Raw genomic sequence first — 12,274 nt, forward strand, 5'->3', positions numbered from 1 at the left:
AACTTGAATGCAAGGGGAATGCTGCGCCGCGAAGGCCAATATCCTAAAAACTTTGTGTCAACCGGCTTGAGATTGCCGCCATTCGAGATAGGCGTCGATGGTTTTCGTCGCAATTCCCTGCATGGTTGTATCCGGAACGCCACTCCACAAATCCGTGCCGCCGCCGGGAACCTGATCCTGTCCTTGGATGCGGTGCAGGCGGTTGCCGCTGCCGTCGAGCACGTCCCAAACATAAACGACCGTCGTCTTGTCGCCGTCCTTCAGCGCCGAGAAATAGCCTTTGAGGATATGCTCGCTGCTGGCGTCGGCCGAGCCCTTGATCGTCAGGCCGCGGGCGCGAGCGTCGGCACCGAGCTGTTTGGAAAGCGGTGTCACCGCCTGGACCGGTGCGCCGATGATCGGCAGGAAGCGGATCGTGCCGCTCGCGGCAGCACTTGCCTTCGGCAATGCGGCGACGGTTGGCTGGCTCTGGATTTCTTCGGCTACGGCCGCCGCCTGCTGAACGGGCGTGTGCTGTATTGGCGCCTGTTCCACCGGTGCCTGGCGGCTCTCGATCGTGTTCTGGACGGGCTCGGAACCGGCGGCAAGCCGGCTTGCCTGTCCCTCGAAGGTGCCGGCCGGATCGGTGTAGGTCGCGTCGCCGGTGGCATAGGCCGTCGGTGTGTTCGACGGAGCCGGCTGAGGCGAATAGGCGGTGGTCTGGCTGACGGGTTCGCGCTGCACCGGCGCCATCGCCGTCTGCGTCGACATGGCGTCGAGGTCGGATTGCGTCACTGGCGGCGAGCGGAAGGTTCCCCCGCCGACGTCAACCTGTGGCGTCAGCATCTCGGTGCTGTTGCAGGCGGCGAGCGCAATGGCGAGGCCAAGAGCTACGATGGGCGTGGTGAGCTTTCGCATGTTCAAACCGTCCGTCCGTTTCTTCGCGGCAGTTTCCTGAAACGTCTCCTGTCGTCTGCCATTACGAACGCAAGTCTAGGCGGATTTCCCTAAGCAGAAATGAAGTCCAGGCCGTAACGCGACAGCGCGCGCGGCGTGTCTGTCGTGGTGAGGTAGGTCTGGCCAAGCGTCATGGCGGTGCCGCTGTCGGAATCCATAATGATCATGTGCACGAACAGCGACATGTTCGGCTCGATCTCCTGGGGATTGCCGAGGTGGAACATCTGCTGCTCCATCCAGGAGGGGGAGAAGCGGGCGCCGAGCGAATAGCCGCAGGCGTTCAGACGGTGGCGGGCAAGACCGCGTTCGTCCATGATCCTGGCGTGCACGTCGAAGACGGTGCCGAAGGTGTTGCCGGGGCGAAGCACCATCTCGATCGCCTGGATGGTTTCGCGGCAGGCGCTGTAGAGTTCGCGATGGCGATTGGTCGGCTCGCCGATGACGACGGTGCGCATCATCGCCGCATGATAGTGAGCACTGACGCCGGCCCATTCCAGCGTAAGCTGGTCCTGGCTGTCCAGCAGGCGCCGTCCGGACTTGTAGCGGCAGAGCAGCGCATCGGCGCCGGAGCCGATGATGAACTCGTTGGCCGGATAGTCGCCGCCGCCGGCAAGGATCGTTCCCTGCATCGCGGCCAGAATGTCGGCCTCGTTGCCGCCAGGACGAATGAGGGGCAGGGCGGCATCGAGCGCGCCGTCGGCAAGGCTTGCGGCCTTTTCGACATGGGCGATTTCCGCCTCGCTCTTGATCAGGCGCAGGCGGCCGACCAGATGCGAGGCGTCGATCAGCTCGCCAAAGGTCTGTAGCTGCCGGTCGATCAGCCGCGCGGCGCGGCCGGTCATGCCGTGGGTGTCGTATTCGATGCCGATGCGGCAGCCGAGCAGGTCGAGTTCGCTCAAGAGGTTCTTGAGATCCATGGTCGGGTCGGCATTGGCCCGGTCGACCCAGATCTCGATACGCTCGATGTTCGATGTATGACGGGCCTGGCGCAGGTCGGCCGAGCGCGTCAAAAGCACCATCGAGCCGTCCTTCTTGACGACCAGCGTCTGGAAGAAGCAGTAGCCGAAGGTGTCGTAGCCGGTCAGCCAGTACATGCTCTCCTGGGCGAAAAGCAGCACCGCGTCCAGCTTCTCCTCGCGCATCTTCTCCGTCAGCCGCTCGAGACGGCTTGCATATTCTTCCTGGGCAAAGTGAAGCGCCATGTCAGGTCCCTCGTATGCAAATGGCGGAAATCTGTCGGCCGTAGTCCGGTTCCTGCCTGTGGGTCGTGCGCCGATAGGAGAAGAAACGCTCCTCGTCGGCATAGGTGCAGATGTCGAGATTCTCGGCGGCAACGCCCGCTTCGACCAGCCGTTTGATCGTCAGCCCTGGCAGGTCGAACATGGCATGGCCGTCGCGCTCCGAAGGCCGGAAGAAAGTGGCGTAGCTTTCGTTCGCCGCGACGAAGCGTTCTACGAACTCGGAGCCGACCTCATAGTTCCGACGGCTGATCGACGGGCCGAGGCAGGCGACGATGCGCTCGCGCTGCGCGCCGAGCGAAACCATCGTGTCGATGGTGCTTTCGAGCACGCCGCCGAGCGCGCCCTTCCAGCCGGCATGCGCGGCACCGATGACGTTGGCTTCGGCATCGGCAAAGAGGATGGGGCCGCAATCGGCCGAGAGCACGCCGAGCACGATGCCCGGCGTTGCCGTCACCAGCGCATCGGCCTCGGGGCGGGCGCCGTCGTAGCTTTCGTCGACCACCACGGCGTCTGGGGAATGGACCTGGTGCACGGTCGCCAGGCGCTCTGGCGAGGCGCCGAACCAGCGGGCGACGCGGGCGCGGTTCTCGTTGACATGGGTACGCTCGTCCTTGGAGCCAAGCCCGACATTGAGGCCGCGATAGATCCCTTCGGAAACGCCGCCTGTGCGGGTGAAATAGCCATGGGCGATTGCCGGTCCGGCCTTCTCGCTGAAAAGCGAGCTTTGCACAGGAGAGAGCGCGGCGTCATGCTGCATTGGTATATTCGCCTTTGCTTTATCAGGAAAATCAATGGGTTTGGGCGCGCGCTCCGGCCCGGCGACTGGCTCTTGATTTGCCGGCGCGATGTTGACCCGCGACGGCAGGGCTGTCAATTCCCGAACGGCAGGGGTGCCGTCGGGTGGAGGTTCAAGCCTTCGGTTTGCGGAACGGCGAGAGCGGCACCGGCGGGCTGCTGACGGCCAGGACCTTGAACAGTTCGCCCATCTTTCCGGCGCCTGCGCCGGCAAGCCTCTCGACGTCCTGGCGGATGGTTTCCTGCGTCAGCGCATCCTTGTCGCGGCCAAGGGCCGCGGCGCGTTCCAGAAGACCGAGGCCGACCAAAAAATCGCCCTGGTGGGCAAGACCGTTGATCTGCACATCGTCCGTCTTGGCGCGGCGGGCGAGTTGCTCGAAATCGACGTGGCTGGTGAGATCGGCGCGGCCGGGGCTGGCGAGCGGCGGATCGTATTCGTGATCGCGCACGGCCTGCAGCGTATCGCCATAGCCGGTAGCCATATGGCCATAGTCGATGATCACGGCGGTGCCGCCGCTGATCTTCAACCGTTCGCAGAGGGCCGACATGACAGCGTCGCGGGCGGGAGCAATCTCGAAGATCGTGCCTTCGGCAACACCCTGCGCCGGCGTCGGAAGAAGCTCGGGATCGATGCCGGCAACGCCGGCGGCAAAGGTCAGTTCGTCCGTGGCATCAAGCCCGACCATGCGCTCGCGGAAGCCTTGCGCCGTGCGCACGAACTGCCGGATCGGAATGGCGTCGAAAAGCTCGTTGGCGGCAAGCAGCAGGAAGCCTTCCGGCAGGGTCTCGAAGCTCGTGTGCCATTCGACCTTGTGGCCATGGGCGGCGAGCGTTTCCGACTGCACCTTACGCAGCCGTTCGCTGGTTTCGACGAGATGCACGCCGGCGGAAGCATAGAGATCAGGTGCCAGGCGGCGCACGACGCGCAGCATGTCGGCCATCATCGTGCCGCGGCCGGGGCCGATTTCAGCAATCACGGCGCCCTCAGGCTTGCCGTGCTGCTGCCAGGCATGGACGAGGAAGATGCCGATCATCTCGCCGAAGAGCTGGCTGATCTCCGGCGCCGTGGTGAAGTCGCCTTCCTTGCCGAAGGGCTCGTGCACACGGTAGTAGCCGTGCTCCGGATCCGCCAGGCAAAGCGAGAAATAATCGGTGACGCTGATCGGCCCGTGGGTCTTGATCAGCGCCTTGATCTTGTCCGCAAGTGGTGTCGTCATGCCTTCGTCCAATTCGCGGGGCGGCGGCCGGAATAGCCGCGCGCCCTTGCCCCATCCGCTCTCAGGTGGCTGCGCGCCGCGCCCGGGCAATGGCCCAGATGCCGGCGAGCGCCATTGGCAGCGACAAAAGCATGCCCATGGTCAGCCAGCCACCGACAAGATAGCCGATCTGCGCGTCCGGTTCGCGGAAGAATTCGACGAAAATGCGGCTCAGGGCATAGCCGAGCACGAAGATGCCGGTGACGAGCCCCGGGGATTTCAACGCGTGACGACGATAGATGAACCAGGCGAGAACGGAGAGCAGGACGATACCTTCAAGGGCGGCCTCGTAGAGCTGGCTCGGGTGGCGGGCGAACGGACCGCCGGTCGGGAATACGATCGCCCAGGGCATCGACGAGAGGCGGCCCCAGAGTTCGCCGTTGATGAAGTTGGCGATACGACCGAAGAACAGGCCGATCGGGACGACGGCGGCGACAATGTCGAACAGGCTCCAGATGGCGATCTTGTTCTTGCGCGCAAACAGGATCATGGCGAGTGTCGTGCCGAGGAAGCCGCCGTGGAACGACATGCCGCCGTTCCAGATTTCCAGCGCGCGGATCGGATTGGCGAGCACTGAGCCGAGATCGTAGAAGAGAATGTAGCCGATGCGGCCGCCGAGCACGATGCCGCCGGCGGCCCACAGCAGGAAGTCGTCGAGCTGCTGCAGCGTGATGGCCGGCTTGTCGTCCCGCCAGAGCGAGGCGTTCATCGCCAGGCGCCGGGCGTAGAACCAGCCGAGCAGAATGCCCGCCACATAGGCGAGCCCGTACCAGTGGATGGCCAGCGGGCCGATCTGGACGATAACGGGGTCGATTTCGGGGAAGGGGAGGATGGCGAGGCGGGTCGCTAATGTTTCCAATTTATTGTTCTCGTGCCGGGCCGGTTGTTTCGGCGGACCATGGCGAGCGATTTCACCTCGGTCAAGGGCGGCAATGCGCGCCCCGGACACGGGGTCGTGAAGGGAGCCGTGATGGCGCGCGTGATTTTTCTTGCATCGCGCGGCCGGTGACCCTACCTGAAACCCATGGACCGCATCGCGCCTTTAGAGGCGATGGCTGATATGGAGATCGCGACGATGAGCACAGGCACCAACCGCATCCTGGATGACTTTGCCAAGCTGATGACCGATGCTGCCGGCGCCGCTCAAGGCGTGCGCCGCGAGGTTGAAACGGCCTTCCGGGCGCAGGCGGAGCGGGCGCTGAATTCGCTCGACGTCGTCAAGCGCGAAGAGTTCGAAATGGTCAAGGAAATGGCCATCAAGGCGCGTGAGGAAAACGATGCGCTTCTGGCCCGTATTGAGGCACTCGAAGCGCGTCTCGTCGATACGAGCAAGTAACGCGATTCCCTTGAAATAACGGCATTTCAGCGTTTTTACTTCGCCCGCGGACCTCATCTGCGGGCGTTTTGCTGTGGTTCAGCCGCATAGGTCTGAAACGGCATGATGGGTGGTTAATAAAACCTGAAAAGTTTTCCACCTGTGGACACTGCCAAAAAACCCTTATGGCAGAGTCAGTTAAGCTCAACCGCTTCATTCACATGACAACGTGGACGCGATTGTTCACGGCTATTTTTGGGCCGAGGGGCTGGCAGCCTGACTCCGCCATTATACACTGATTTTAAATGATGATTCGAAACGAACCACGTAAGCTCCGGGCAGGGTAAGTCAGCCAGGATGGATGTGAGTTCAGCAATCATACGTGTTTGTAATCGGTGTTGGGTTTGCGGCGTTGCGTCTTGTGAGCGTGATGACGCATGCCCGTGCCACACCTATGCAGGGTGATGCATGAGCCTTTTGGAAATGGAAGTCGAGCGCCAATCCAACCCGGTCGATATGATCGAGTTCGTGGCTGCCAATAACGACTGGTCGTTCGAACGATCCGGCGAAGACGAAATCGCCATGACGGTCGAAGGCAAGTGGGCGGACTACCACGTTTCCTTCTCCTGGATGGAGGAATTCGAGGCGCTGCACCTGGCCTGTGCCTTCGACATCAAGGTGTCGGAAAGCCGGGTCAACGAAGTCATCCGTCTGCTCTCCCATATCAATGGGCAGGTGCTGATGGGCCATTTCGATCTGTGGCGCCAGGAGGAAGTGGTGATCTTCCGCCAGTCGCTGCTGCTTGCCGGCGGCGCCGAGCCCACCAACCAGCAGGTCGAAGTTCTGCTTTCGAGCGCACTCGACGCTTGCGAATCCTATTATCAGGCGTTTCAATTCGTCGTCTGGTCCGGCATGGACGCGCAGCGCGCCGTCGATGCCGTCCTGTTCGAAACGGTTGGAGAAGCCTGATCATGACGAACGCCGCTTCCGGTCCCATCGTGCTCGTCGGCGCCGGCAATATGGGCGGCGCCATGCTTTCGGGCTGGCTGAAGAGCGGCGTTAAAGGCGCGAACGTTCTCGTCGTCGATCCCGGCCCGCCACCGGCCATGGCGCAGCTGATCTCCGACAACGGCGTGACGCATGCGACCTCGGTACCGTTGGGTGTCCAGGCGGGTGTGATCTTCCTTGCGGTCAAGCCGCAGGTGATGGACGCCGTCTTGCCGCCGCTGAAATCTCTCGTCGGCCCGGATACCGTCATCGTTTCGGTTGCTGCCGGCAAGACGCTTTCCTTCATCGAAGCCCATCTTGGTGCCGCGGCGACCGTGCGCGCCATGCCGAATACCCCGGCCATGATCGGCCGCGGTGTCACCGGCGCCTTTGCCAATGCCCGCGTCAGCGATCAGCAGCGCGCTCAGGTTCATGATCTCCTGAAGGTCAGCGGTCCGGTCGAATGGGTCCGCACCGAAGCCGAGATCGATGCCGTCACCGCCGTTTCGGGCAGCGGTCCGGCCTATGTCTTCTACCTCGTCGAATGCATGGCCGAGGCGGGCCGCAAGGCCGGCCTTGAGGCGGACCTCGCCATGCGGCTCGCGCGGGAAACCGTCGCTGGGGCTGGCGAACTTTTGCACCAGTCGCCGGACGAAGCCGCGCGGCTGCGCCAGAACGTGACCTCGCCCGGCGGCACGACGGCTGCGGCACTGTCCGTGCTGATGGCCGACGACGGCATGCAGCCGCTGTTTGACAAGGCGATCGCTGCGGCGCGCAGGCGCGCGGAAGAACTCGCAGGCTGAATATTGAATGCGGCTGGCCCCATGTTGGGCCGGCATGGCGCCTGGCCTAAGGGTTTCGCGCCGGGGAAGCGCCGGCGCAGGCCCCATGATCGCGGCTTGGCTGGCGATTGACGAGACTTCTCCAGATTGTGCCGATCGCGCGGCGGCAGAGGTCGCCGATCGCAATGCTGCGTTGACGCCGAGCCCAGGAATGCAGCTCATAACTCATCGGCAGACTGCTGCTGGGCTGCTTGCCCATTTCCGTTACTCCTCAAGCTTCGCTGTCTGAGTTCCGGTCCAAGCTACAGCCTGTCGCTCGCGGCGATAATCCATGTTAAATTCCGTTTATCTGTGACGAAATGGAATAGATAGATGGATCGACACGAAGCCATGGCGGTGTTTCTCGCTGTCGTCGAGGAGGGAGATTTCTCGGCGGCGGCGCGGCGGTTGCGCATGACGCCATCGGCGGTCAGCAAGATCGTCGGCCGGCTGGAGGCGCGCCTTGGCGTGCGCCTGCTGCAGCGATCGACGCGCAGCATCAGCCTGACGAGCGAAGGCAGCGCCTATGCGGAATCGAGCCGCCGCATCCTCGGCGACATGGAAGATGCGGAGGTCGCGATCCAACCGGGGGCGGTGCCGCGCGGGCGGCTGCGGGTGAGCCTGCCCAGCGCCTTCGGTCATCGCCTGATCGTTCCCATGCTGCCTGATTTCATCGAACGGTTTCCGGAGATCGACCTGGAACTCGATTTCAGCGACGCGGTCGTCGACCTCATGAACGGTGAGGCTGATGTTGCGCTGCGGGTCGCGGAACAAAGCGACAGCACGCTGGTGACGCGGCGGCTCGCACCAAACCGTCGCGTCATCTGCGCTGCACCCGCCTATCTCGAGCGGCACGGCGCGCCGCAAACGCCTGACGACCTGCAGCGGCATGTCTGCCTTGCCATCACCGCCCGCGGCCGTCTCAACGTTTGGGAATTTCAGGATGGCAACGGCCGGCGTGCGATCCGTGTTCGTGGCTCCGTCGAAGCCAACAGCACCGAAGCGCTCCGACGGCTTGCGCTCGCAGGCATCGGCATCGTGCGCCTTTCCGAACTGCTCGTGGGCGGAGATATCAAGGCGGGATTGCTCGTGCCGCTTCTGACCGGCAGCAACTATGCCGAGGCAGAGCCGATCACGGTCGTCTATCCGCACCGGCGATTCTTGCCGCCACGCGTGCGTGTTTTCGTCGATTTCCTTGCCGAGCAGTTCGCGCGTCGCCCATGGGAGGAGGCCAGATTTCGCGGGGAGCCCGCCGAGGCCGCCGTGCTTCCGAAATCTCGCCCGATGCTTTAATCCAGCTCCTCGGATGAGATTTCACATAGGGAATGACGATGGCTGAAACTATTGAATTTGCTGATTTCGAGCGCGTGGACATTCGCGTGGGCACCATCGTCGAGGCCGAACCGTTTCCGGAAGCGCGTAAGCCGGCCATCAAGCTGAAAATCGATTTCGGCCCGGAAATCGGCATAAAAAAGTCATCAGCGCAAATCACGGTGCATTATCGTCCGGAGGATCTCGTCGGGCGGCAGGTGCTGGGCGTTGTCAATTTTCCGCCGCGCCAGATCGGACCTGTGCGCTCTGAAGTGCTGACGCTGGGCTTTGCAGACGAGGCCGGTGCGATCGTGCTGGCTGCCACCGAACGGCCGGTCCCCAACGGCAAGAAATTGATGTGATCCCCATGAACATTGCTTTCGAAGTGATCCCCGAGCGCGTCAAGGTGTCCTGCCTTTGGCGCGCCGCCGATGCCGCGCGCGACTGGCGCGCAAGTCATGTGCTGTCGCTGCTCGATCCCGAATTGCCGGATGCCAACGTGCCCGTGATTGCGGACGCCAGCCACCGGGTCGTGCGCATGCGCGACCAGGAAAACCCGACCGCCACCCAGCATTTCCCGGATCTGGTGCTCGAAGTTTTCGAGGCGATGCGCCCGGCGGCCGAGCATGCTGAGAGCCGCATTCTCGTGCATTGCCATGCCGGCGTCAGCCGCTCGACGGCCTTTGCCTATGGTCTGATTGCGCATCAACTCGGCGCGGGGCGAGAGGACGAAGCCTTCCGGGCGCTCTTGGCGATCACCCGCAAGCCCTGGCCGAACCGTCGCATCATCGAAATCCTCGATGCCGCCCTTGGCCGCGGCGGCCGGCTGCTCGCGCCGCTCGATGTCATGCGCGCCCGTCATCCGCGCCGTATCGACGCCTGGCACCGTTTCAACGAACGACGCGGCCTGACGTCGATCTACCAGCGCTGACGGGCTCAACTCTCCGGCAACAGCATCTCGGCGTAGCGCTTGAGTGAGCGGTTGTAGCGGGGGAGGTGCCGTGACAGGCTGCCGAGCGCGAGTGCGGCCGCCTGTTGCGCCTGGCCGGTATCGACGAGGCAGAGCGCCAGGAAGGCGACGACCGCATCGTCGAGTTCGTCCGATGGCTTGTCCCGCTCGGCGGTAAGCAGGGCGACACCTTCTTTGGCGCGGCCGAGATTGCGCAGGGTGCTGGCGAGCTGGATGGTGGCCCGTCGGCGGCGAATTCCCTGAAGACCGTTTTCCAGCGCCTGCCGGTAGAGCGGCTCCGCCTTCATCTCATGGCCGGTCGAATCCTGCGCCGAGGCTCTTTCGAACAATCCGATGGCATGTCCTGCCGGCAGTTCGGCGGCAAGGGTATCGATGCGGGCGATAAAGGCGTCGCTATCTGTCGGGTCGAAGGTTGCCCAGAGTTCGGCCAGCCGTCGCTCCCAGTCAGCCCAATCGATGGCGTCTACCATGGCCCGTTCCCCTTAGCCCATTCGTGGCCAGAAGTGGCCCGCCCGCGCGGGAACGTCAAGCCGGGACGCGCACCGTTGCCCTGAGGCCGCCGAGCGGGCTGTCGCCAAGCGTGACGTTGCCCCCGTGGCTGCGGGCGATATCGCGGGCGATCGCCAGCCCGAGGCCGGTGCCGGAACTGTCGAGATTGCGGGCTTCGTCGAGGCGGAAGAACGGCTTGAACACATCCTCGCGCGAACGTTCGGGAATACCTGGGCCGTCATCGTCGACGGTGATGGTGAGCCACTTGGCACTGTGGCGCGCATCGATCTTGACAGTGTTGGCGTAGCGGTAGGCGTTCGAGGCGATGTTGGCGACGAGACGGGTGAAGGCGTTTGGCCGCACGCGGATATCGTCTTCCCCCTCGATGGATGTGGTCAGGGTCTTGCCGAGCAGCTCGGCTTCAGCGGCGAGCCGGGTCATCAGGTCGCTGAGTTTCAGCTGGCCGACGTCCTCCTCCGCCTCGCTGCGGGCGAAGGCCAGATAGCCCTCCAGCATGTTCTGCATGTCATCGACGTCCTGGTTCAGGCCTTCGAGATCGGGGTTGTTGCCGGCAAGCGCCAGCTGCAGTTTGAAGCGGGTGAGGATGGTTCGAAGATCGTGGCTGACGCCAGTCAGCATCGCGGTGCGCTGCTCGATCTGGCGTTCGATGCGCTCGCGCATCTGGATGAAGGCGAGGCCGGCGCGGCGGATTTCATCGGCGCCGCGCGGCGCGAAGTCGTCGATCTTCTGGCCCTTGCCGAAGCTTTCGGCCGCCTTGGTCAAGGCCAGGATCGGGCGGATCTGGCCGCGCAGGAAGAGCACCGCGATCGTCAGCAGCACCAGCGAGGCCGCCACCATCCAGACGAGGAAGATGTGGGTGTTGGAAGCATAGGCCTGGTTGCGCCGGGCATAGACGCGCAGGATGCGGCCGTCATCGAGCTTGATGCGGATCTCGACGAGCTTGGAGTTGCCGACCGTATCGATCCAGAAGGGGCGGCGGACCTGGTTGGAAATCTCTTCGCCGAGGATCTGGTCGAGGATTTCGAAGAAGGGGCTGGGGCGCGGCGGCGGCAGTTCGCCGGGCGGGTCCACGGAGATGCTGAGATCGAGCTGATCGCGCGCGATGCGGATGATCTCGGAGATGTCGCGGTCGGCAGGGAAGGTGTCGATAAGATCGACGATCGCGGCAATGTCCCCGGTGACGGCGGCCGACAGACGCTGCGTCACCAGCTGCCAGTGGCGCTCCATGAAGATGAAGGCGACCACCGACTGCAGAAGCACCATGGGAATGATGACGATCAGCAGCGAGCGGGCGTAAAGCCCCATGGGCAGGCGACGGCGCAGCCAGCGGGTGAACCGCCTCCAGGCATTGTCGTTCGCCCCGGACGCGCCGTGCTCTATGCCGTCAAAGCTTGCCATGGTTTGCCGCGCTCATGGGAAGGGCTGCCATTTCAGTCCACGCTCAGCCGGTAGCCGATGCCGCGCACCGTCTGCAGCCAGACGGGGTTGGACGGGTCGTCCTCGATCTTGCGGCGCAGGCGGTTGATCTGCACATCGATCGTGCGCTCGCCGACCTCGGCATCGTCGCCGATCAACTCGTGGCGTGGGATCGTTTCGCCGGCACGTTGCGAAAAGAGTGTCATGATCTCCTGCTCGCGGTCCGTCAGGCGGATGTGATCGGCACCACGACGCAGCTCCTTGCGCACCACCGAGAAGGTGTAGGGACCGAAGATCACCTGGTCGACCTTGGGGGCCTGGGCCGGCTGGTTGCGGCGCAGGATGTTGTTGATGCGCAGCACCAGTTCGCGCGGGTCGAAGGGCTTCGACAGATAATCGTCGGCGCCGGCCTCGAGACCCTCGATGCGGGAGTTGGATTCCGCCAGCGCCGTCAACATCAGAATCGGCACGGTCTTGATTTGCCTGAGGCTCTGGGTGAGCGAAATGCCGCTTTCGCCGGGCATCATCACGTCGACGATCAGAAGGTCGAAGTCGAGGCCGACGAGCTTGCGGCGGGCTTCGTCCGCATCGGACGCGGTCGTCACGCGAAAACCCTGTTCGACCAGGTAGCGGTTGAGCAGATCGCGGATGCGCCGGTCGTCGTCAACGACCAGAAGGTGAGCCGCATCGTCCGAGACAGTCGCTTTTGTCGTCAT

At 63.6% G+C, this 12,274-nt stretch carries 14 protein-coding genes; 6 read left to right on the forward strand and 8 right to left on the reverse strand.

The features are described 5' to 3' along the window. Positions 1-57: 57 nt before the first annotated feature. From IB272_RS16815 to lgt, 5 genes are all read right to left on the reverse strand, one after another. On the reverse strand, positions 58-897 hold the full coding sequence (locus IB272_RS16815; RefSeq protein ID WP_060581762.1) for a hypothetical protein: 840 nt from the start codon (positions 895-897) through the stop codon (positions 58-60). 89 nt (positions 898-986) lie between these two features. Then, the gene (locus tag IB272_RS16820; protein WP_060581764.1) at positions 987-2,138 is read right to left on the reverse strand and encodes a Xaa-Pro peptidase family protein; all 1,152 of its coding nucleotides are present in this window, start codon (positions 2,136-2,138) and stop codon (positions 987-989) included. Between the two features lies 1 nt (position 2,139). Continuing rightward, positions 2,140-2,934, reverse strand: a complete 795-nt coding sequence (gene pgeF, locus IB272_RS16825) for a peptidoglycan editing factor PgeF (RefSeq protein ID WP_034788741.1) — start codon at positions 2,932-2,934, stop codon at positions 2,140-2,142. 151 nt (positions 2,935-3,085) lie between these two features. Next, complete coding sequence (locus tag IB272_RS16830; protein ID WP_034789036.1) at positions 3,086-4,189, reverse strand: class I SAM-dependent methyltransferase; 1,104 nt, start codon at positions 4,187-4,189, stop codon at positions 3,086-3,088. Positions 4,190-4,250: 61 nt separating this feature from the next. Next, on the reverse strand, positions 4,251-5,087 hold the full coding sequence (gene lgt / locus IB272_RS16835; RefSeq protein ID WP_034788738.1) for a prolipoprotein diacylglyceryl transferase: 837 nt from the start codon (positions 5,085-5,087) through the stop codon (positions 4,251-4,253). A gap of 216 nt (positions 5,088-5,303) precedes the next feature. On the opposite strand from lgt, the gene IB272_RS16840 reads away from it, so the two are divergent. The 6 genes from IB272_RS16840 to IB272_RS16865 all read left to right on the forward strand — a co-directional run bounded on the left by IB272_RS16840 (position 5,304) and on the right by IB272_RS16865 (position 9,593). Beyond that, entirely contained in the window at positions 5,304-5,564 is a 261-nt protein-coding gene (locus IB272_RS16840; RefSeq protein ID WP_060581807.1) for an accessory factor UbiK family protein, read from the forward strand. Between the two features lie 447 nt (positions 5,565-6,011). Further along, positions 6,012-6,512, forward strand: a complete 501-nt coding sequence (locus tag IB272_RS16845; protein ID WP_034788736.1) for a YbjN domain-containing protein — start codon at positions 6,012-6,014, stop codon at positions 6,510-6,512. A 2-nt stretch (positions 6,513-6,514) separates the two neighbouring features. After that, the gene (gene proC, locus IB272_RS16850; protein ID WP_060581766.1) at positions 6,515-7,333 is read left to right on the forward strand and encodes a pyrroline-5-carboxylate reductase; all 819 of its coding nucleotides are present in this window, start codon (positions 6,515-6,517) and stop codon (positions 7,331-7,333) included. A 351-nt stretch (positions 7,334-7,684) separates the two neighbouring features. After that, positions 7,685-8,644 carry a LysR family transcriptional regulator gene (locus IB272_RS16855; protein ID WP_060581770.1) on the forward strand — a complete coding sequence of 320 codons (960 nt, stop codon included), beginning with the start codon at positions 7,685-7,687 and terminating at the stop codon, positions 8,642-8,644. Between the two features lie 38 nt (positions 8,645-8,682). Further along, positions 8,683-9,024, forward strand: a complete 342-nt coding sequence (locus IB272_RS16860) for a tRNA-binding protein (protein ID WP_034789031.1) — start codon at positions 8,683-8,685, stop codon at positions 9,022-9,024. A 5-nt stretch (positions 9,025-9,029) separates the two neighbouring features. Further along, a complete protein-coding gene (locus IB272_RS16865) occupies positions 9,030-9,593 on the forward strand; it encodes a protein-tyrosine phosphatase family protein (RefSeq protein WP_034788722.1) in 564 nt (187 codons plus the stop codon). 5 nt (positions 9,594-9,598) lie between these two features. Here the strand turns inward: IB272_RS16865 and IB272_RS16870 are convergent, their stop codons facing one another. From IB272_RS16870 to IB272_RS16880, 3 genes are read right to left on the reverse strand one after another with little or no spacing between them, the layout of a single operon-like run. Next, the gene (locus tag IB272_RS16870; protein WP_060581772.1) at positions 9,599-10,102 is read right to left on the reverse strand and encodes a tetratricopeptide repeat protein; all 504 of its coding nucleotides are present in this window, start codon (positions 10,100-10,102) and stop codon (positions 9,599-9,601) included. A 55-nt stretch (positions 10,103-10,157) separates the two neighbouring features. Then, the gene (locus tag IB272_RS16875) at positions 10,158-11,540 is read right to left on the reverse strand and encodes an ATP-binding protein (protein ID WP_034788716.1); all 1,383 of its coding nucleotides are present in this window, start codon (positions 11,538-11,540) and stop codon (positions 10,158-10,160) included. A gap of 32 nt (positions 11,541-11,572) precedes the next feature. Further along, positions 11,573-12,274 (reverse strand): response regulator transcription factor, encoded by a 702-nt coding sequence (locus IB272_RS16880; protein WP_043618070.1) that lies wholly within the window; start codon positions 12,272-12,274, stop codon positions 11,573-11,575.

The sequence above is a fragment of the Ensifer sp. ENS08 genome (genome assembly GCF_014852195.1).
Lineage (GTDB): Bacteria > Pseudomonadota > Alphaproteobacteria > Rhizobiales > Rhizobiaceae > Ensifer > Ensifer adhaerens.

Excerpts from the sequence above, each read along its gene's own strand:
- IB272_RS16815 (WP_060581762.1), bottom strand. The coding sequence starts at position 897 with ATGCGAAAGCTCACCACGCCCATCGTAGCTCTTGGCCTCGCCATTGCG.
- IB272_RS16820 (WP_060581764.1), bottom strand. The coding sequence starts at position 2,138 with ATGGCGCTTCACTTTGCCCAGGAAGAATATGCAAGCCGTCTCGAGCGG.
- pgeF (WP_034788741.1), bottom strand. The coding sequence starts at position 2,934 with ATGCAGCATGACGCCGCGCTCTCTCCTGTGCAAAGCTCGCTTTTCAGC.
- IB272_RS16830 (WP_034789036.1), bottom strand. The coding sequence starts at position 4,189 with ATGACGACACCACTTGCGGACAAGATCAAGGCGCTGATCAAGACCCAC.
- IB272_RS16840 (WP_060581807.1), top strand. The coding sequence starts at position 5,304 with ATGAGCACAGGCACCAACCGCATCCTGGATGACTTTGCCAAGCTGATG.
- IB272_RS16845 (WP_034788736.1), top strand. The coding sequence starts at position 6,012 with ATGAGCCTTTTGGAAATGGAAGTCGAGCGCCAATCCAACCCGGTCGAT.
- proC (WP_060581766.1), top strand. The coding sequence starts at position 6,515 with ATGACGAACGCCGCTTCCGGTCCCATCGTGCTCGTCGGCGCCGGCAAT.
- IB272_RS16855 (WP_060581770.1), top strand. The coding sequence starts at position 7,685 with ATGGATCGACACGAAGCCATGGCGGTGTTTCTCGCTGTCGTCGAGGAG.
- IB272_RS16860 (WP_034789031.1), top strand. The coding sequence starts at position 8,683 with ATGGCTGAAACTATTGAATTTGCTGATTTCGAGCGCGTGGACATTCGC.
- IB272_RS16865 (WP_034788722.1), top strand. The coding sequence starts at position 9,030 with ATGAACATTGCTTTCGAAGTGATCCCCGAGCGCGTCAAGGTGTCCTGC.
- IB272_RS16870 (WP_060581772.1), bottom strand. The coding sequence starts at position 10,102 with ATGGTAGACGCCATCGATTGGGCTGACTGGGAGCGACGGCTGGCCGAA.
- IB272_RS16875 (WP_034788716.1), bottom strand. The coding sequence starts at position 11,540 with ATGGCAAGCTTTGACGGCATAGAGCACGGCGCGTCCGGGGCGAACGAC.
- IB272_RS16880 (WP_043618070.1), bottom strand. The coding sequence starts at position 12,274 with ATGACGACAAAAGCGACTGTCTCGGACGATGCGGCTCACCTTCTGGTC.